13 protein-coding genes are annotated in these 17539 nt (G+C 63.4%); 4 read left to right on the forward strand and 9 right to left on the reverse strand.

Translation table 11 applies throughout. The annotated features are described in order from the left end of the window. Nucleotides 1–4 precede the first annotated feature (4 nt). The 4 genes from qcrB to ctaE all read right to left on the reverse strand — a co-directional run bounded on the left by qcrB (nt 5) and on the right by ctaE (nt 4338). Nucleotides 5–1678, reverse strand: a complete 1674-nt coding sequence (gene qcrB / locus AC1MCA_RS19975; protein WP_108599996.1) for a cytochrome bc1 complex cytochrome b subunit — start codon at nt 1676–1678, stop codon at nt 5–7. After that, nucleotides 1656–2723 (reverse strand): cytochrome bc1 complex Rieske iron-sulfur subunit, encoded by a 1068-nt coding sequence (gene qcrA, locus AC1MCA_RS19980; RefSeq protein WP_108599997.1) that lies wholly within the window; start codon nt 2721–2723, stop codon nt 1656–1658. The genes qcrB and qcrA overlap by 23 nt, the downstream gene beginning before the upstream one ends. A gap of 100 nt (nt 2724–2823) precedes the next feature. Continuing rightward, entirely contained in the window at nt 2824–3612 is a 789-nt protein-coding gene (gene qcrC / locus AC1MCA_RS19985; protein ID WP_108599998.1) for a cytochrome bc1 complex diheme cytochrome c subunit, read from the reverse strand. Between the two features lie 87 nt (nt 3613–3699). After that, complete coding sequence (ctaE, locus tag AC1MCA_RS19990; protein ID WP_181365225.1) at nt 3700–4338, reverse strand: aa3-type cytochrome oxidase subunit III; 639 nt, start codon at nt 4336–4338, stop codon at nt 3700–3702. A 147-nt stretch (nt 4339–4485) separates the two neighbouring features. On the opposite strand from ctaE, the gene trpD reads away from it, so the two are divergent. After that, nucleotides 4486–5544, forward strand: coding sequence for an anthranilate phosphoribosyltransferase (gene trpD, locus AC1MCA_RS19995; RefSeq protein WP_479800071.1), 1059 nt, complete (start codon nt 4486–4488; stop codon nt 5542–5544). Between the two features lie 22 nt (nt 5545–5566). On the opposite strand, the gene AC1MCA_RS20000 is transcribed toward trpD, so the two are convergent. From AC1MCA_RS20000 to AC1MCA_RS20020, 5 genes are all read right to left on the reverse strand, one after another. Then, complete coding sequence (locus AC1MCA_RS20000) at nt 5567–6160, reverse strand: hypothetical protein (RefSeq protein WP_479800073.1); 594 nt, start codon at nt 6158–6160, stop codon at nt 5567–5569. A gap of 2 nt (nt 6161–6162) precedes the next feature. Beyond that, on the reverse strand, nt 6163–7260 hold the full coding sequence (locus AC1MCA_RS20005; protein ID WP_479800076.1) for a chitinase: 1098 nt from the start codon (nt 7258–7260) through the stop codon (nt 6163–6165). Nucleotides 7261–7356: 96 nt separating this feature from the next. Further along, nucleotides 7357–9684, reverse strand: coding sequence for a bifunctional polysaccharide deacetylase/glycosyltransferase family 2 protein (locus AC1MCA_RS20010; protein ID WP_479800078.1), 2328 nt, complete (start codon nt 9682–9684; stop codon nt 7357–7359). Between the two features lie 230 nt (nt 9685–9914). Further along, on the reverse strand, nt 9915–10196 hold the full coding sequence (locus AC1MCA_RS20015) for an Lrp/AsnC family transcriptional regulator (protein ID WP_056340053.1): 282 nt from the start codon (nt 10194–10196) through the stop codon (nt 9915–9917). An 85-nt stretch (nt 10197–10281) separates the two neighbouring features. Continuing rightward, nucleotides 10282–10707, reverse strand: a complete 426-nt coding sequence (locus AC1MCA_RS20020; RefSeq protein WP_479800081.1) for a DUF3054 domain-containing protein — start codon at nt 10705–10707, stop codon at nt 10282–10284. A gap of 103 nt (nt 10708–10810) precedes the next feature. On the opposite strand from AC1MCA_RS20020, the gene AC1MCA_RS20025 reads away from it, so the two are divergent. From AC1MCA_RS20025 to AC1MCA_RS20035, 3 genes are read left to right on the forward strand one after another with little or no spacing between them, the layout of a single operon-like run. Further along, entirely contained in the window at nt 10811–11662 is an 852-nt protein-coding gene (locus AC1MCA_RS20025) for a hypothetical protein (RefSeq protein WP_479800083.1), read from the forward strand. Nucleotides 11663–11674: 12 nt separating this feature from the next. Continuing rightward, the gene (locus tag AC1MCA_RS20030; RefSeq protein ID WP_479800086.1) at nt 11675–14902 is read left to right on the forward strand and encodes a beta-phosphoglucomutase family hydrolase; all 3228 of its coding nucleotides are present in this window, start codon (nt 11675–11677) and stop codon (nt 14900–14902) included. After that, the gene (locus tag AC1MCA_RS20035; protein WP_479800088.1) at nt 14899–17502 is read left to right on the forward strand and encodes a cation-translocating P-type ATPase; all 2604 of its coding nucleotides are present in this window, start codon (nt 14899–14901) and stop codon (nt 17500–17502) included. The genes AC1MCA_RS20030 and AC1MCA_RS20035 overlap by 4 nt, the downstream gene beginning before the upstream one ends. Nucleotides 17503–17539: the final 37 nt, after the last annotated feature.

The raw sequence follows: 17539 nt of genomic DNA on the forward strand, positions 1-17539 counted from the left end.
TGAATCAGTGGCTGAGGCTCTTGCTTTCCTCTGCCGATTCAATGGCCGGGGCGTGGTGGCCATGGGCGGCTTCCAGCTCGGCGGGAGTGGCCGGTGCAACCCGGTCCTCGAAGAACCACCTGGACAGGAACGCACGCCGCTTTTCCTTACCGGTCACGATGCCGTGGTCATTGGGGACCGCAGGCAAGGGGGCCGGCGACTCGAAGCCAACCAGCTTGTAACGCTTGTATTCGTCCAGCGGTGCATGTACTTCGATGAACTCGCCATGCGGCAGCCGCACAATGCGGCCGGTTTCGCGGCCGTGCAGTGCGATTTCGCGGTCCTTACGCTGGAGCGCAAGTGCCACACGCTTGGCAACGATGAAGGCGATGATCGGGCCGATGAAGAACAGAGCACGCAGCCAGTAGGTGACATCGTTCAGCGACACGTGGAAGTGCGTGGCGATGAGGTCTGAACCTGCAGCGGCCCACATGACGCAGTACCAGACGAAGCCGGCAACGCCAATGGCGGTGCGGGTGGGGGCGTTGCGCGGACGGTCCAGGACATGGTGTTCGCGGTTGTCCTTGGTGATCCAGCTTTCGATCCACGGGTACATGAACATCACCGTAAACAGGATGCCTGCGGGCACCAGGGCCGGAAGCAGGACGTTCAGGGTCAGGACGTAGCCGAAGATTACGTACTCGAAGTGGAAGTCGCCGATGACACCCGGCATGAGCCTCAAAGCACCGTCAACGAAACCGATGTACCAGTCAGGCTGGGTACCGGCGGACACGGGAGAGGGGTCGTAGGGTCCGTAGTTCCAGATGGGGTTGATGGTGAAGAAGGCTGCCATCAGGGCCACGACGCCGAAGACGATGAAGAAGAATCCGCCTGCCTTGGCTGCATAGACCGGTCCGAGCGGGTAACCGACAACGTTGCCGTCGTTGCGGCCGGGGCCAGGGTACTGCGTGTGCTTGTGAACGACCACCATAAAGAGGTGCAGGACAATCATCAGCAGGATGAGGGCAGGCACCAGCAGGATGTGGAGCATGTACAGACGGCCGATGACCATGGTCCCTGGGAACTCTCCCCCGAAGAGGAAGAAGGAGATGTAGGTACCGATCACGGGGATCGACTTGATAACGCCGTCGATGATCCGCAGGCCGTTGCCGGAGAGCAGGTCATCGGGGAGGGAGTAGCCGGTGAAGCCGGCGGCCATGGCCAGGATGAGCAGGACGCCGCCCACCACCCAGTTCATTTCGCGCGGCTTGCGGAACGCGCCGGTGAAGAACACCCGGAGCATGTGCACTGCGATCGAGGCTACGAACAGAAGTGCCGACCAGTGGTGTACCTGACGCATGAAGAGGCCGCCACGGACGTCGAAGGAGATATCCAGCGACGAGCTGTAAGCCACCGACATCTCAACGTTCTTCAGCGGAACGTACGAGCCGTCATAGTGCGTTTCCGCCATGGACGGATCAAAGAAGAAGGTGAGGAAGGTACCCGACAGCAACAGAATAACGAAGGAGTACAGTGCGACTTCGCCGAACATAAACGACCAGTGGTCGGGGAATACTTTACGTCCGAATTCACGCAGGATGCCTGATCCGCCGACCCGTGAGTCAACAAAATCAGTGATACGTCCGGCTTTGGTCTTGGCGACGAAGGCGGGGGCTTCAGCTCTTGATGCTGCGCTCATGCTCATCACGCTCCCAGTAACTTGGTCCTACAGGTTCATTGAAGTCGCTGGTTGCGACCAGGTAGCCTTCGTCGTCAACTGCGATCGGCAGCTGGGGGAGGGGCCGGCTGGCGGGGCCGAAGATCACCTTGCACTCATTCGTGAGGTCGAAGGTGGACTGGTGGCACGGGCACAGCAGATGGTGCGTCTGCTGCTCGTAAAGAGCAACGGGGCAACCGACGTGGGTGCAGATCTTGGAGTAGGCAACGATGCCGTTGTAGCTCCAGTCCTCGCGGCCTTCTGAGGGGTTCAGCGAGGCGGGGTCAAGACGCATGAGGAGAACAACGGCTTTCGCTTTTTCGTTGAGCTTGCCCTCATGCAGTTCGTTCAGGCCTTCCGGAATAACGTGGAAGGCTGAGCCGATGGTGACGTCAGAGGCCTTGATGGGTGTGCCGTCGGGGTCGCGGGTAAGGCGCTTGAGCTTGCCTTCCTGCGGGGCCCACATGGTATGGGCCAGTTTATTGTCCGGGCGGGGGCCAAGGTCACCGAAAATCGCCAGGGCGGGGAGCGGTGCGAGGGCCACGGCGCCAAGCAGCGTGTTGCGGATGAGCGGACGGCGCTTGATGCCGGTCTCTTCCACGATGTCGTCCACAATCCGGACGGCGGCCTTGCGGTCGTCTTCGGTGCGGATGGCGTGGCGCTCTTCGGAGACTTCATGGTCCGGCATCAGGGCCTTGGCCCAGTGCACGATTCCCGTGCCGATGCCCAGCATGGCAAACGCTGTGCCGAGGCCCAGCAAGGCGTTCTGCAGCCGGATGGTGGCGATGCTTGCGTCACCCAGATCGATGGCGAAGTATGCCACCAGAAACAACAGGGTGCCGAGCACGGAGGCGCCGAAAAGTATGGCGACCTGCCGTTCTGCACGCTTTGCGGCCTTCGGGTCCGTGTCGGCCAGGCGCAAACGGTGCGGGGGAATTCCAGGATCCTGGAACTTCTCCACCTCATTCTGACCAGCCGTAGCTACGGTGCCCGAGTGGTTCGGACTGCCGTCACTATGGTTGCCCATAATTCGCCTCATCCTTCTCTCGTCCCGGCTTCCGCCGAGTTAGTTTTCAATGTCAAACTGCTGACTGGGCAGCAGAAGTTCTTTATGTTGCCGCAACGCCCTAGGACGTACGGGAAGTCAGCCAGATGGTGAAGGCGATGATGACGCCCAGCCCTGCCACCCAGACGAAGAGGCCTTCGGCCACGGGACCGAGTGCGCCGAGGTCTGCGCCGCCGGGAGATCCATTGGCTTCGATCTGCTTCAGGAAGGTGATGATGTCGCGCTTGCCTTCAGGGGTGACGTTGGCGTCGCTGAAGACCGGCATGTTCTGCGGACCGGTGACCATCGCTTCGTAGATGTGCTTGCCGGAGACGTCAGCCAGGGCCGGAGCGAACTTTCCCCGGGTCAGGGCGCCACCGGCAGCTGCGGCGTTGTGGCACATTGCGCAGTTCACACGGAAGAGCTCGCCACCGGCGGCGGCGTCACCCTTTTCGTCCAACAGGCCTTCTTCAGGAATTGCCGGGCCGGCTCCCAGGGAAGCTACATAAGCTGACAGCTGGTGGGTCTGTTCGTCGTTGAACTGGGCCGGCTTCTTGTAGGCCTGCGGGCCGTTCATCTGCATCGGCATACGGCCGGTTCCAACCTGGAAGTCGACGGCAGCTGCGCCGACACCAACCAGCGAGGGACCGGCCTGGCTGCCGCTGGCACCCATGCCGTGGCAGGTGGCGCAGTTGGCGGCGAAGAGCTTCTCGCCCTCAGCGGTATCATTCGCACTGAAGCTCGTGGTGGAGGCCTTTGCCTCGTTGACGGTGGTGGCCACGGCGTAGAGGCCACCAGTGACGAGGAGTCCCATCAGGAGCAGCGCTATTACTGCAAGTGGGTGACGCCGCTTTTGCGAGAGAGCCTTCACGTGGTGGTTCCTTTATTCGATCCTGCGCCGGCTCCGTGAGCCGCTTCTTGAAATTCTGCCTCTTGTAGAAAAGGAATCAAAGCCCGACTACTTCAGCACGTAGATAACCAGGAAGAGGCCGATCCAGACAACGTCGACAAAGTGCCAGTAGTAGGACGTGACAATTGCCGAGGTTGCTTCGAAGTGGCCGAACTTCTTCGCCGCGAACGAGCGTCCGATGATGAAGAGGAAAGCGATGAGGCCGCCGATGACGTGAAGTCCGTGGAAGCCGGTGGTGATGTAGAACGCCGAGCCGTAGGCGTTGGACGAGAGCGAAACGTGCTCTGAGACCAGCATGGCGTATTCCGTGGTCTGGCCTGCGACGAAGAATGCCCCCATGATGAACGTCAGGGTGAACCATTCGTTCATGCCCCAACGGACAAACTGGAACGGACCGCCGGTCTTCCGCGGCTGAAGCCGTTCGGCGGCGAACACGCCCATCTGGCAAGTAAAGGAACTTGCCACGAGGACGATGGTGTTGACGAGCGCAAAGGGGAAGTTGAGCTTCGCTGTCTCTTCCGCCCACATCTGCCCGCTCGTGGAGCGCAGCGTGAAGTACATGGCGAAGAGACCGGCGAAGAACATCAACTCACTGGACAGCCAGACTACGGTTCCGACAGAAACCATATTGGGGCGGTTCAGCGTTGGGTGCGCCGGGGTACTGGGGGCATGGGTCGCAGATGTCACATAGACATTATGTCTATAAAACTCCGTAGTTCCCAACGCGAACCGCCTTTTCAGGGGACTTTTTCTACAAAGACGCGAAATCACAGCGAAAAGTTCCCATTGCCGTCCGCATTGGTCATGGCCGGGGTCGCTGGATAGCATCAGGAGGTGACTTCTCAGGCAACCGCATCGGCGGCCAGCAACACCTGGCCGCGGCTCATCTCCGCACTCATCAATGGGACTGACCTGACCGCGGACAACACCGCCTGGGCCATGGACACCATTATGTCCGGGGAGGCGACGCCCGCCCAGATAGCCGGATTCCTGGTCGCACTCAGTGCTAAAGGCGAGACCGTCGATGAGATTTCAGGGCTGGTGGATGCCATGCTGGGCCACGCCAGACCGATCAGCATCCCGGGCGAGAAGCTGGACATCGTGGGTACGGGCGGTGACCAACAGAACACCATTAACATCTCCACCATGGCGGCCTTGGTGGCTGCCGGTGCCGGAGCCAAGGTGGTCAAACACGGCAACCGCGCGGCGTCGTCGTCGTCGGGCTCGGCCGATGTGCTTGAAGCCCTCGGTGTCAGGCTGGACCTCCCCGTCGAGCGGGTGGCACTGAACGCGGCGGAGGCGGGAATCACTTTCTGTTTCGCCCAGGTATTCCACCCGTCCTTCCGCCATACTGCCGTGCCCCGGCGTGAACTCGCGATTCCCACCGCGTTCAATTTCCTTGGTCCGCTCACCAATCCTGCTCTGGTGCAGGCATCGGCTGTGGGTGTGGCGAATGCCCGGATGGCACCTTTGGTGGCCGGGGTTTTGGCCAAGCGGGGCAGCCGGGGACTGGTTTTCCGCGGCGATGACGGTCTGGACGAACTGACCACAACGGGGCCCTCAACTGTGTGGGAAATCCGCAACGGAGCGGTATCCCAGCTTGTCTTCGCACCCGCCGATCTGGGGATCCGTCCCGCAACGGTGGAGGACCTCCGCGGCGGGGACGCCACGGCAAACGCCGCCGTCGTCCGTGAAGTCCTTGCGGGCAAGCAGGGCGCGGCCAGGGACGCCGTCCTGGTTAACGCTGCGGCCGGCCTGGTCGCGTTTGATCTGACGGCGGACGGCCCTTTCCTTGACCGCATGCGCGCGGCGCTGGCCAGGGCCGCCCAGTCCATCGATTCGGGCGCAGCCGCAGCTGTTCTCGACAAATGGGTTTCGCTCACGCAGCACTGATCACGCAGCACTGATCCCGCAGTTACTTCGTGATTACGTCGTTCCCGTAGTCAGCATCACAGCGGCCGTCGTGGATCACGCCTTGGCCGGAGGCCACCACGTAGTTGTCCGCCGGGTTCAAAATCACTGTGTGAACGCCTGTGAGGGACCTGGCGCAGCGCTGGGCCAGTGCTGCGCTTCCCCCCTCGCCGCCGATCCACAGGTCAATCCACAGGGAGGCGTCGCCGAATTCCTCCACCCCGGAATGACACGGTCCGTCCTCCGGCGAGGGCCCGTCACCGCACGTGTCCTCCACGATGAAATACCTCCGTACGCTGGGCACATATACCCTGGTTCCTGCCGGGAGATCCATGACATCCTCGCCTGTCTCCAAAGAGTGCCCTACCGCCAGGGTGACCGGATCTTCATACGTACCCGCGCCGCCCGCCGTCCGGTGCAGGACAGGGTGGCTGATGGTCGGCGACCCCGCGGGAGTATTGTCGAACCAGGAGTACGCCGTGACGTATACCTTCGGATAAAGGCGTTCACCTGGTTCCTGGGGAGAGGCACCTGTGCAGCCGGCGGCCGTCAGGAACAAGACAAGCAAGGCCGACGCCGCGACGGCTGCTTTCCGCATTCTCACCGCCCCGCAGACGAATCAGTGTCCACAAATCCCTTGCTGAGCGCCTCCGTGAACATCCCGGGATGCCCCTCGAGGCCGCTGCAGCTGTGGGTAGCCACGCCGGCGGGCTGCACCTGTCCGCGGGAGTTGCAGCTTGTGTCCCTGTTCAACGACCACATGGACATCCGCCCGACGCCACGCTCCCGCGCAAAGGCATTCAGCCCTTCTGCGTCCGCAGGGGTAAAGATCTGGCCAGGCACATCGTTTTGCCCGATCATCGGCGTGAGTCCGATTTTTTTCCACAGAGCTTCGGCCTCGAGCGGTCTGCCAGCACGTTCGTAGACGCCGGCAAGGGTGCGGTGGCTTCCCTCAGCCGCGCTGATTGATGCATCAAGCATGGACTGCCCTTGAGGGAGCGGGCCGAAGTTCATTGTCATGAGATTCACCCCGGCGAGTTCAACGCCTGCCGCGATCATCGTTTCCAGGGAGACGATGGCTGCCGGTGTCAGCCCCTGTACCGAGACCGGCAACGTCAGCCAGATCTTCAGCGGAGCGTCAGGGGGGCGGCTGCCCTGGAGCCGTGCCATGGTGTCGGCCCGCCGCTTGGCTGCTGCCGGATCGGCGGCGGACGCTCCCTCGACATCGAGATCCACGGTGGCCAGTCCGTACCTGTCGATGACCCCTGCATAGGCGCGCATCAATGCAACGTCGTCTGTGCAGGCCACTGCCAATTCCTTGCCGAGCTGGCCGCCGAAGGATACGGCGATGTCATTGCCGGCTTTGCGGAAGGCGTCCACCTGGCTGTCGAGATCCAGCCGGCTGTTGGCCTGTTCGAGGTCATAGGAGCCACCCCAGGACGCTTCACATGGCTTGCCGGGATTGGCGGTGACGAAGGAAAGGACCGTTGTTGCCTTCCCCGGTGAGGGCACATCCTGGAGGCCAGGTCCCGGGACTATGGTCACGTCCAGATATCCGCCGAACCAACGGGTGTCCGGCCCGGCCTGGCTCACTTCTTCCTCCCGGCCGTTGGCTTCCCGGACCGGAGCGCACCCTGAAAGGGACAATGCCGCAGCCAGGCCAACGGCGACGGTGCCCCGCCACATGGATGCCGGCATTGATCGACGCCACCTCGCTGGTCAAATGCGTGGATGTCAGGATGGACCACTATATTCCAGTCGCATTTATTGAGCCATAGTGGGGGAAGCTCCAGGTCAGACCGGGCTCGGCGTAACGGCACCTGCCTTTCGCGGGACGGGGGACATGACCACGCTGTTGGTTCGCTCCGGCCTGTACCAGCCCACGGAGGTTCCGCGCAGGGCCTGGATAGCGGACCCGAAGACCACGTACGCACGGAGGGGCTCGTAGATGAGGCGGTAGATGGGGACCATAAGCAGGTGCAGCAGGCTTTCCCGGACCATCAGCACCGCCACGATGGAGACCACCATGTGGGTTGAGGCGACGAACACGGAGAAGATCGCGATGGCCTGCCATTCCCCTCTGCTGAGGCTGATGACCGCGACAAGGACCGTAAGCGGCATGAAGATGAGCGGGACGACTACTGAAATCAGTGCGTACGGCATGGTGAGCATCCCCAGTGCTCCGTACTTCGGCCTGAACAACATGGAACGGTGCTTGTAGAGCGTCTGGATGTTGCCGTAGGTCCAGCGGAGCCGCTGCCTGAACAGGCCACGCAGAGTCAGGGGAGCCTCGGTCCAGGCCACTGCTTCGTTCTCCTGCACGATGCTGTAGCCCAGCTTCTGCAGGGAAAGCGTCAGGTCGGCATCTTCTGCCAGGGTGTCGTGGGAGTAGCCGCCGGCTTTCCTGAGCGCCTCGCCCCGCCACGCAGCGCAGGCACCCGGAGCAATGGAGATAGCGCCCATCAGACCCTCGGCCATGCGGGTGACGCAGATTCCGGACAGGTACTCAAGGCTCTGCCAGGCGGTAACGAGGTTGCGGCGGTTTCCTACCTTGACGTGGCCGGCCACGGCACCCACTTCCTTGCCATTGCGGGGAGCCAGGAAGTGGCGGGCGAACATCTTGATGGTTTGCGGCTCAAACAGCGTGTCGCCATCGAGAGTGACGATGATCTCTCCCCAGGACTCGTCGATGCCGTGGTTGCTGGCGGCAGGCTTTCCGCCGTTGGGCTGGTCAATGACACGCAGTCCGGGCCACGTTTTCGCGTAGTCGGTTAGTACGGCGAGCGTTCCGTCAGAGGACCCGTCGTTAACTGCCACCACCTCCATCAGAGGGTAGTCACTGGCTCTGAGTGCGTCCAGGGTTTTTGCCACCACCAGCTCTTCGTTGAACACCGGCAGCACCACGCTGACGAACGGCCAGTCCTTGTCCTCAATCCTGGCCCAACGGCGCTTCCTCTGGCGGGCATTGCTGACCAGCGCAAGGACCACGAACAGGAATGTCAACACCGTCAGGGAGCCGATGCCGAACCAGAACAACCAGGTCAGCACCACATTGGGTGTGACCAGATACGTTGTCAGGGCCGCCAGGGTGGCGCTGTCCGCCACAGTGGCAGGAGTACTCCGTTGCGGGATGTATTCCGGCGGCAGCAGGGGCTGGATGGTTGTGAACGTGTAGCCCTGCGCTTTGGCCCGGGGAATGAATTCCTTGAGCATGTTGATCGTCGCGGTGCGGTCGCCGCCGGCATCGTGGGTCAGGACAACGTGGCCGCTGCCGTCAAGCTCGGGCAGTTGAACGGGGACTCCAGGGGCGTACTCCCAGTCGCGCGTGTCAAGGTCCATGTTCACGTGCAGGTAACCTAGCTGCTGCGCCTGCAAAAGGGCCAGGGTGTTGTTTTCAGGATTGCCGGTAGGGATCCTGAACAGCCTGGAGTCGTATTGGTCCGTGGCACGCATGACCCGGTCGGCGCCAATGATTTGCTGGCGGTTGTCGGCGTCATCGTGGGCCCAGAAGTCGATGTGGGACAGTGTGTGGTTACCAACCATGTGCCCTTCGCGGACGATGCGCCGGAAGATGTCGGGGTACTTGACGATGTTGTCACCCACGGGGAAAAAAGTCGCAGGAACTCCCTCCTTGGACAGGAGATCAAGGACCTCCGGGGTGAAGCGTGGATCGGGTCCGTCGTCGAAAGTCAGCATGAGCGTGCGTTCCAGGGGATCGCCGTACGCCTCCACCACGTAGGGGCTGGCGCCAATCAGCGGTATCTCGTCCGGGGTGGCCTCCCTCCAGACGGTGTCGCTGAACGGGTCCTTGAGCACAGTCTTGCCATCTGTTTGCTCAACCAGTGCTATGCGGTGAAAGATGGAGGCGCGCTCGTGATATCCGATCCTGGGAATATTTTCCAGATCCTGCAGGGCCAACAGCTCCCGCGGGTAGTCAGACGCCTGATGGCGGAGCCCTGGCCGCACAGGGGCAGTCGCTGCCGGGAGGATGCTGGCAGTCGAAAGGACCACAGTCATCACAGCCGCAAACACCAGGCCGAGGACTCTTCGCCAACGGTTTCCGCTGGCATCAAAAAAGACCGGTGCCCGGCCACGTGGGGTGACAGAGGCTGGTTTCGCCATGATTGCCTCGCAGGGTAACCGTGCGTACAGGGCGCCTGACAGGGTCAGGAGTGTGACGGCTTGAAGCGAGGCAGATAAGGGGTGGAATCTGCTCGCCAAAGCGCTTCGGGCCCCAGCCGGTCCTGAAGTGCCACCTTATTTACGAGAATACGAGCCCGAAGCCTCCGACGCATGCGCAAGAGGTACCCGACTTTTAAAGGGGGGGTACCTGCTCTTTGCGGGGCGGCTGCTTACTGTTCGAAACCCAGCGCAAATGCCGCATCGAGATCGTGCTGCGAGTAAGCGCGGAAGGCAATGTGAGTGGTGGTGTGAACGACGGCGGGCACCTTGGACAGTTTGTCGGCGATGACATCAGCCAGGTCTTCGTGCCGTGCCACGCGGGCAACCGCAATGAGGTCCCATTCTCCGGTGACAGAATAGACCTCGCTGATGCCAGGGATTGCAGAAATTTCTTCAGCAGTTTCCGGGATGCGTGCGGCGTCGGTCTTGATCAGAACGAATGCGGTGATCACTTGTCAATCCTTCCGGGATCTGTTGGCCGTAGCTTTGCCCGGCAAGACTGTTTGGTCTTGCCAGCCTATTACATGCGGGCTCACATCAGCGCTGGCCCCGCGCCATGCCAATGCGGTGCATGCCGGCCAGGATGAGCCGGTAGCCAACAAGCAGAAGTCCCAGGCTGAGCAGGGCAACAACGATAAACGCGATCACCACAGTCTGCCCCGTGATGGCCCTGAGGATCATGCCGCCGGCAACTGCGCCGATCCATACGGCCAGCCCCGAAGGGCGCACCGTCAGCGGACGCCGCCAAACCCTCAGGGACAGCCAGCCGAGGGCCGCCCCGGCGAGAAACGGCCATGCAGTCTGAAGCACCCCCAGAATGATGTCGCCGCGTTGGTGCGCGTCCCGTCCGATCGCGGCGAACACCATGATCAGGAGGGCATCAGCAACCGCGGCGCCAAGAACGGTGCCCAGGCCGGCCCTCTGGTGTTCGGAAAGGGGTTGCGGCAGTGTCTCGGGAGTCATGGGATACCAGCCTACGTGGCGCAGGCTGTCTGGGACCAAAGCCTCTGCCCGTAGCAAGTGGTGCGGTGCTTGAGTTGGCGTTGACAGGAAGGCGCCAAGACCAGTGCTCAGAAACCTTCGGCTTCACAGGGTCCTTTGGGCGGTCACCGGCCTGCTGGCTCTCGTGGCCGCAGTCACGGGTGTGGCCGTCCCCGGGATCTACGCGGGCGTCGTTGCGCCGGACCTGGTTCCGGGCGCCTTCTCGCAGGACATCATTTCCGTCGCGGCGTCAGTCTTGCTGATTGCCGTGGCGCTGGCGGGTGGAAACGAACCGGCCAAGGGCCAGATCGTGGCACTCGGGGTGCTTGGCTATCTTTTCTACGCGTACGGAATCTACGCCATCGAGCGGACCTACAACGGCTTCTACCTTGTATACCTGGCAATCTTTGGCCTGGCCTTCTGGGGGCTCATCGCTGCCGGGGCCAACCTCGAGCGGAATCTCCTCGAAGTGAACCTGCCCCGGACCCTCCGCATCATTTCTGCCTCCGGGGCGCTCCTTCAGCCCTTCATCTTCTATCCGCTTTGGATCGCCATGCTGGTGCCCCTGTTGAGCACGGGAAACCAGATTGACTCTTTGTACTCCATCTATATCCTGGACCTCTGCTTCATCATGCCTGCGTTCCTGCTGCTGGCTTTCCTGGGCTACCGGTCACATCCGCTGGGTCTCCTCCTCCTGCCGGCTCTTTACATCCTCGGATTCACGCTCATCTTCTCGCTGGCTCTGGGCGAACTCGCAAAGCCTCTCTTTGGCCTGGCCATCAATGTCCAGTCGTTCTGGCTGTCCCTCGGTCTCTCCTTGTTTTTCGCGGTCATCGGCGCGTTCCACCTGCTGAAGCTGAATCTGATGCCACGCCCGGGCGAATCTGCTCAGCAAGCGGCGCACCCACGGCCGACCGGTTCAACACCCGCACGCTGAAGGTGAACAGCCATGGCACACTCGCCCACAGCCTCCGCAGCACTGTCGCCGTTTGACGCAGTCATTTTCGATCTGGATGGAGTGGTGACCGACACGGCCTCGGTTCATGAGGAGGCATGGAAGGAACTCTTTGACGGAATGCTGGTGGACTCCCGGGTCCCGGCCGAGGCCTCAAACCGTCCCTTCAGCCACGCCGACTACGTCAGTTACGTGGATGGCCGGCCACGGATGGAGGGTCTGGAGGAATTCCTCGGATCCCGCGGTATCACCCTTCCCGAGGGAACGGCTGCAGATGCGGCCGGGGACTGGTCACTCCACGGCCTGGCCAGGCGGAAGGACCAACTCTTCAGGCAACGGCTGGGACGTGAAGGTGTCAGGGCATTTCCGGGAACGGTGGCACTCCTGGACAGACTGCGCTCAGCACGGGTTCCGGTGGTACTGGCAACATCGAGCCGCAACGCAGCCGCTGTCCTGGCGGCGGCCGGCCTCTCGGACGCCTTCGACCTGGTGGTGGGCGGTGTGCTCGCCGGGGAGTTGGGACTGCCAGGTAAGCCAGACCCGGCGCTCTTTCTTGAGGTAGTTCACCGGCTGGGTATTCCTCCCGCCCGGGCCGTGGTGATCGAGGATGCCGTGGCCGGTGTGGAAGCTGCGCGGCGCGGCGGGTTTGGCCTGGTGGTTGGCATCGACAGGGCGCAGAGGCGGGCCGAGCTGGAGGCTGCCGGTGCCGACGTTGTGCTGACGGATGTGAGCCAGCTCGATCTTGGCCGTGTGCTTACTGACCCGTGGCGCCTGATCTATGAGGGCTACGATCCGGCTCACGAAGGACACCGGGAGGCTCTGACGACCCTGGGTAACGGGTACGTGGCAGTCCGCGGCGCTGCTCCCGAGAGCCGAATGAGCGAAGTCCATTACCCGGGGACGTACCTGGCCGGGGTCTACAACAGGCTGGTCAGCCGGGTGCAGGGCCAGGATACCGAGGACGAGCACATGGTGAACCAGTCCAACTGGCTGGTCCTGGACGTCCTGCTGGACGGCGCAGGGTGGTGGTCCGGCGGTGGCCTGAGGATCCTCCGCGAACGCCGGGTGCTCGACATGCGCAAGGCCACCCTCGAACGCGAAATCCTGCTGGAGGCACCTGATGGACGCCGGTTGGCAGCGGTCCAGCGCCGGTTTGTGTCGATGGCCCAGCCGCACCTGATGGCCCTGGAAACAACCTTCACAGCTCTGGGCTGGAGCGGATCCCTGCTGATGAGCAGTGGAGTGGACACCAACGTCACCAACGAGAATGTGCCGGAGGAGGCGCTCCTGTCCCACCACCATCTGGTCCGGTTGAACGCGTCAGCACCTGCGGAACCGGTTCCGGTCATTGAAGTGGAAACGAGCCAAAGCCATATCAGGATCGCCACCGCATTGCGGACGGCCATCTCCGGAATGGAACGCGGCAAGTGGCCGGACCCTGGCGCGCACGGCCTTGGCGCGCACGGCCCCGGCGCGCCGGTGGAGGAGACCGGGTTGTATTGCCGGACCTGGGAGCTGCACTTGACCGATGCCGTGCCGGTGGTGGTGACCAAAACGGCGGCTACGGTGACCTCCCGGGACCTGGCCATTTCCTCCCCGGCGCTGGCCGCCCTGTCAGTGCTCAATGCCGCCGACGGGGACTTTGACGTGATGCTGGCGGAGCATGGGGATGCCTGGGGCAGGCTGTTGAATCTGTTCGCCATCGATTTGGGCGGCAGTCCACACGTACAGCTGATCCTGAACCTCCATGTCTTCCACCTGCTCCAGACCTTGAGCCCGCATACAGCGGAACTGGACGCCGGTGTGCCTGCCCGAGGGCTCCACGGGGAGGGGTACCGGGGCCACATTTTCTGGGATGAACTTTTCGTCCTGCCCCTGCTGACGTCACGGATGCCAATGGTGGCCCGTTCCCTGATCAACTACCGGTGGCGGCGGCTTCCGGCGGCCCGGGAAGCAGCCGTGGCGTCCGGGTTCCGGGGCGCGCTCTATCCCTGGCAAAGCGGCAGCGACGGGCGGGAGGAGACACCCAGGCTGCTTTTCAACTGGCGCTCCGGCCGATGGGTGCCTGACTACTCCCATCTTCAACGCCATGCGGGGCTGGCTGTCGCCTTCAGCGCCTGGCAGTATTTTCTCGCCACTCAGGACAGGGAATGGCTCCTCCGCCACGGCGCCGAGCTGATCGTTGAAGTGGCACGGCTGGTTGCCTCCATGGCTGATCACGACCAGGACACGGACAGGTTTCATCTGCGTGGCCTCATGGGGCCCGATGAATACCACACGGGCTATCCGGCAAACCCGGGCGCCGGCCTGGATGACAACGCCTATACGAACGTCATGGCAGCCTGGGTATGCGCCCAGGCCTGCGAGATCATGAACCTCCTGTCCGGCCACGACCTCGAAGACCTTCAGGACCGCCTGTCCATTGACCCCGGGGAGATAGAGGGCTGGAAGCGCGTCAGCGAAAGAATGTCAGTGCCATTCCACGACGGCATCATCAGCCAGTTCGCAGGCTACGAGGACCTGCTGGAGCTCGACTGGGACCACTACCGCAACACCTACCGGAACATCGAACGGCTGGACCTGATCCTCGAAGCCGAAGGGGACAGCACCAACCGGTACAGGCTGGCCAAACAAGCTGACGTGCTGATGCTGCTGTACGTCCTGGGAGAGAACGAGTTGACCACGTTCCTGGCCCGCCTGGGCTACGAAGTCTCAGCTGAGCAGCTGGCAGGCACCGTTGACTACTACCTTGCACGCACAGCCCATGGTTCCACGCTGAGCAGGGTTGCCCACGCGTCGGTGCTCGCAGCCAGGGATCCGGAGCGGGCGTGGAACACCTTCCGCGAAGCCCTCAGTGCGGACCTTGACGACACACAGGGAGGCACCACCCACACGGGTGTCCACCTCGGCGCGATGGCGGGAACCATCGACGTCGTCCAGCGAAGCTTCGCCGGACTCAGGATCACCAGGGACGCTCTCCTTTTCGCCCCGAAAATGCCGAAGGGCATCACCAACGTGGAATTCCGGGTCCGTTACCGGGACCATCTGCTCACAGTCCACCTTGAGCACGGAACGTTGACCGTATCCGCGGCTCCTGGCGACGCCGCCGCCATCCGCTTACAGGTTGGTCCCGAACAGGTGCTGTTGGGCGCCGGCGGGACCCGTCGCTTCGCGCTCGGCGGACGTGCGGACGCGGACGTGCCGGGATTGAAGTTGCCATGACGCAGCCAGTGGGCCCACCGATACACGGTCCGGTGGCCGCGGGGTTAAGTTCAGAGCGGGCTGCGGCGTTGTTGCAGGAGACCGGACCGAATGTTCTCCCGGCCGCCAAGACGGTGCCGCGCTGGCGGAAACTGCTGGGGGAGCTGACCCACTTCTTTGCACTCATGCTCTGGTGCGCGGCGGCACTGGCCTTCATCGCCGGGATGCCGGAACTGGGTGTCGCCATCATCCTGGTGGTTATCGTCAACGGGATCTTCGCCCACGTCCAGCAGGAACGGGCACAGCACGCAGCGGCAAAGCTCCGGGGGCTGCTTCCGGCTGACGTCTCTGTCCGCCGGGACGGGCGGCTGGTGAGGGTGCACACCAGCGGATTGGTCCCGGGGGACACGGTAGTCCTGACAGCAGGGGACCGGGTGCCCGCCGACGTCGTCCTTTCCAGCGCGTCCGCCTGCGCAGTGGATGAGTCCATGCTGACCGGTGAAAGTGAAGCCGTAGCGAAATCCGACGGCGACAGCGCCTGGGGCGGGACATTCCTTGTCAACGGAGAGGCCGACGCCGTGGTGTCCCGTACCGGGGGGAACACCCGCCTGGCCGGAATCGCCGCGCTGACCAGCGGGACGCAGTCGCCGCCCACCCCCCTGGCACTCGAGCTGCGCCGGATTGTCCGCCTCGTCGCGGCGGTGGCACTTGCAGTGGCCGGGTTCTTCTTCCTCGTTTCCCTGTTGGTGGGCATCCCCTGGCGCGACGCCTTCCTCTTCGCCATCGGCGTCGCCGTCGCACTCATCCCCGAGGGGCTTCTGCCAACGGTGACCCTCTCGCTGGCGATGGGGGCTCAACGCATGGCGGCGCGGAACGCGCTGGTCCGCAATCTCGAAGCAGTGGAAACCCTGGGCTCCACCACGTTCATTTGCACCGACAAGACCGGAACCCTGACGCAGAACCGGATGAACGCCGTCGAAGTCTTCACAGCAGACGGCCTGGTGAGGGTCACCGGCGAGGGGTACCGGCCCGTGGCCGACGTCGAAGGGCCGGGGATCCCGGCGGCAACCCGCGTGGCGCTCGCGGCCAGGGCAGCTTCGCAGGGCAGGGCTGTGCTCCACGGCGAAGAGTGGAAGGCAGAGGGGGACCCCATGGAGGCTGCCATCGACGTGCTGGCCCGCCGCCTCTCCGGATCAGAACCGACGGATGAAAAGCCGTCCCGGCGGTTCGCCTTTGATCCCCGCCGGCGCCGAGAGTCGGTGATTGTGGGCAGCACGGTCTTCGTCAAGGGCGCTCCGGAGTCTGTCCTGCCGCTCTGCGCGGGTTCCGCAGCGGTCGTGGCGGGCGAGGAAGTGGAAGCAATGGCCGCAAAGGGCCTGCGGATCATAGCGGTGGCCTCCCGCGCGCTTCCCGGTGAACTGCAGCGGTGGCTGGAGGGTCCGGTAGCGGACGTCGAGGCGGGGCTTGAGCTCCTGGGGCTGATCGCCCTCCACGACCCGCCGCGGCCGGACGTCGCCGAGGTCATCAGTACTGCCCGCGGAGCCGGGATCCGGGTCGGCATGATCACCGGTGACCATCCGGCCACAGCCGCCGCCATTGCCAGGGAAATCGGTTTGATGGGATCCCCGGAGACCGTGGTCGAAGGTTTCCAGCTTCCAGAGGACGAGCAAATCCTCGGCGCCCTGCTCGACAGGGACGGCATTGTGGTGAGCCGGGTGTCCCCGGAACAGAAGCTGCGCGTGGCCAGGGCCCTGCAGAGCCGCGGCCACGTGGTGGCCATGACGGGCGACGGCGTCAATGACGGTCCCGCGCTGCAGGAAGCCGACATCGGGGTAGCGATGGGACTCAGCGGAACTGACGTTGCGCGTGAAGCCGCTGACCTGGTACTCCTGGACGACCACTTCGGCACGATCGTGGCAGCCATAGAACAAGGCAGGGCAACCTACTCGAATATCCGCCGCTTCCTGACCTACCACCTGACAGACAACGTGGCCGAACTGACGCCGTTCGTCATCTGGGCCCTGTCCGGCGGCCAGTTTCCCCTCGCCTTGGGCGTACTTCAGATCCTGGCCCTGGATATCGGCACGGACCTGCTTCCTGCGCTCGCACTTGGCGGCGAAGCCCCCAGCAAGGGAGTGCTGAAGCGGCCCCCGGAAAGACGGCACCTGATGGACCGCGCCCTGATGTTCCGCGTGTTCTGCATCCTGGGACCCGTAGAAGCAGCGGTGGCTATGGCGGCGTTTTCGACGGTGCTGTTCGGCGGCGGGTGGACACGCGGAGACCCCCATGATTCCGCGCTGCTGATGGCGGCCTCCGGAGCAGCCTTTACCGCCGTAGTGCTTGGCCAGCTGGCAAATGCCTTCGCATGCCGCAGCGCTTCCTTGCCGCCGTGGCGGCTGGGCTGGTTCTCCAACCGGCTGCTGCTCGGGGCGGTGCTGGCGGAAGTCGGTGCCCTGGCGGTCTGCCTCTATGTGATCCCTTTGTCCTCCGTCCTGGGACAGCTTCCGCCGCCCATGCCGGGTTTCGCCGTCGCGGCCTTGGCGGTACCTGCCGTATTCGCTGCCGACTGGCTGTACAAGCGGACACTGCGGCGGGGGAAGGGCGGAAGCCGTAGGACCTAAGCCTCTGCTTCGGCTGCATCGGGCACGGGAGGATCGA

The sequence above is a fragment of the Arthrobacter sp. BK1 genome, from assembly GCF_056680055.1.

Coding starts and splice junctions, on each gene's coding strand:
- qcrB (WP_108599996.1), bottom strand. CDS start 1,678: ATGAGCGCAGCATCAAGAGCTGAAGCCCCCGCCTTCGTCGCCAAGACC.
- qcrA (WP_108599997.1), bottom strand. CDS start 2,723: ATGGGCAACCATAGTGACGGCAGTCCGAACCACTCGGGCACCGTAGCT.
- AC1MCA_RS20000 (WP_479800073.1), bottom strand. CDS start 6,160: ATGCGGAAAGCAGCCGTCGCGGCGTCGGCCTTGCTTGTCTTGTTCCTG.
- AC1MCA_RS20005 (WP_479800076.1), bottom strand. CDS start 7,260: ATGCCGGCATCCATGTGGCGGGGCACCGTCGCCGTTGGCCTGGCTGCG.
- AC1MCA_RS20010 (WP_479800078.1), bottom strand. CDS start 9,684: ATGGCGAAACCAGCCTCTGTCACCCCACGTGGCCGGGCACCGGTCTTT.
- AC1MCA_RS20020 (WP_479800081.1), bottom strand. CDS start 10,707: ATGACTCCCGAGACACTGCCGCAACCCCTTTCCGAACACCAGAGGGCC.
- AC1MCA_RS20030 (WP_479800086.1), top strand. CDS start 11,675: ATGGCACACTCGCCCACAGCCTCCGCAGCACTGTCGCCGTTTGACGCA.
- AC1MCA_RS20035 (WP_479800088.1), top strand. CDS start 14,899: ATGACGCAGCCAGTGGGCCCACCGATACACGGTCCGGTGGCCGCGGGG.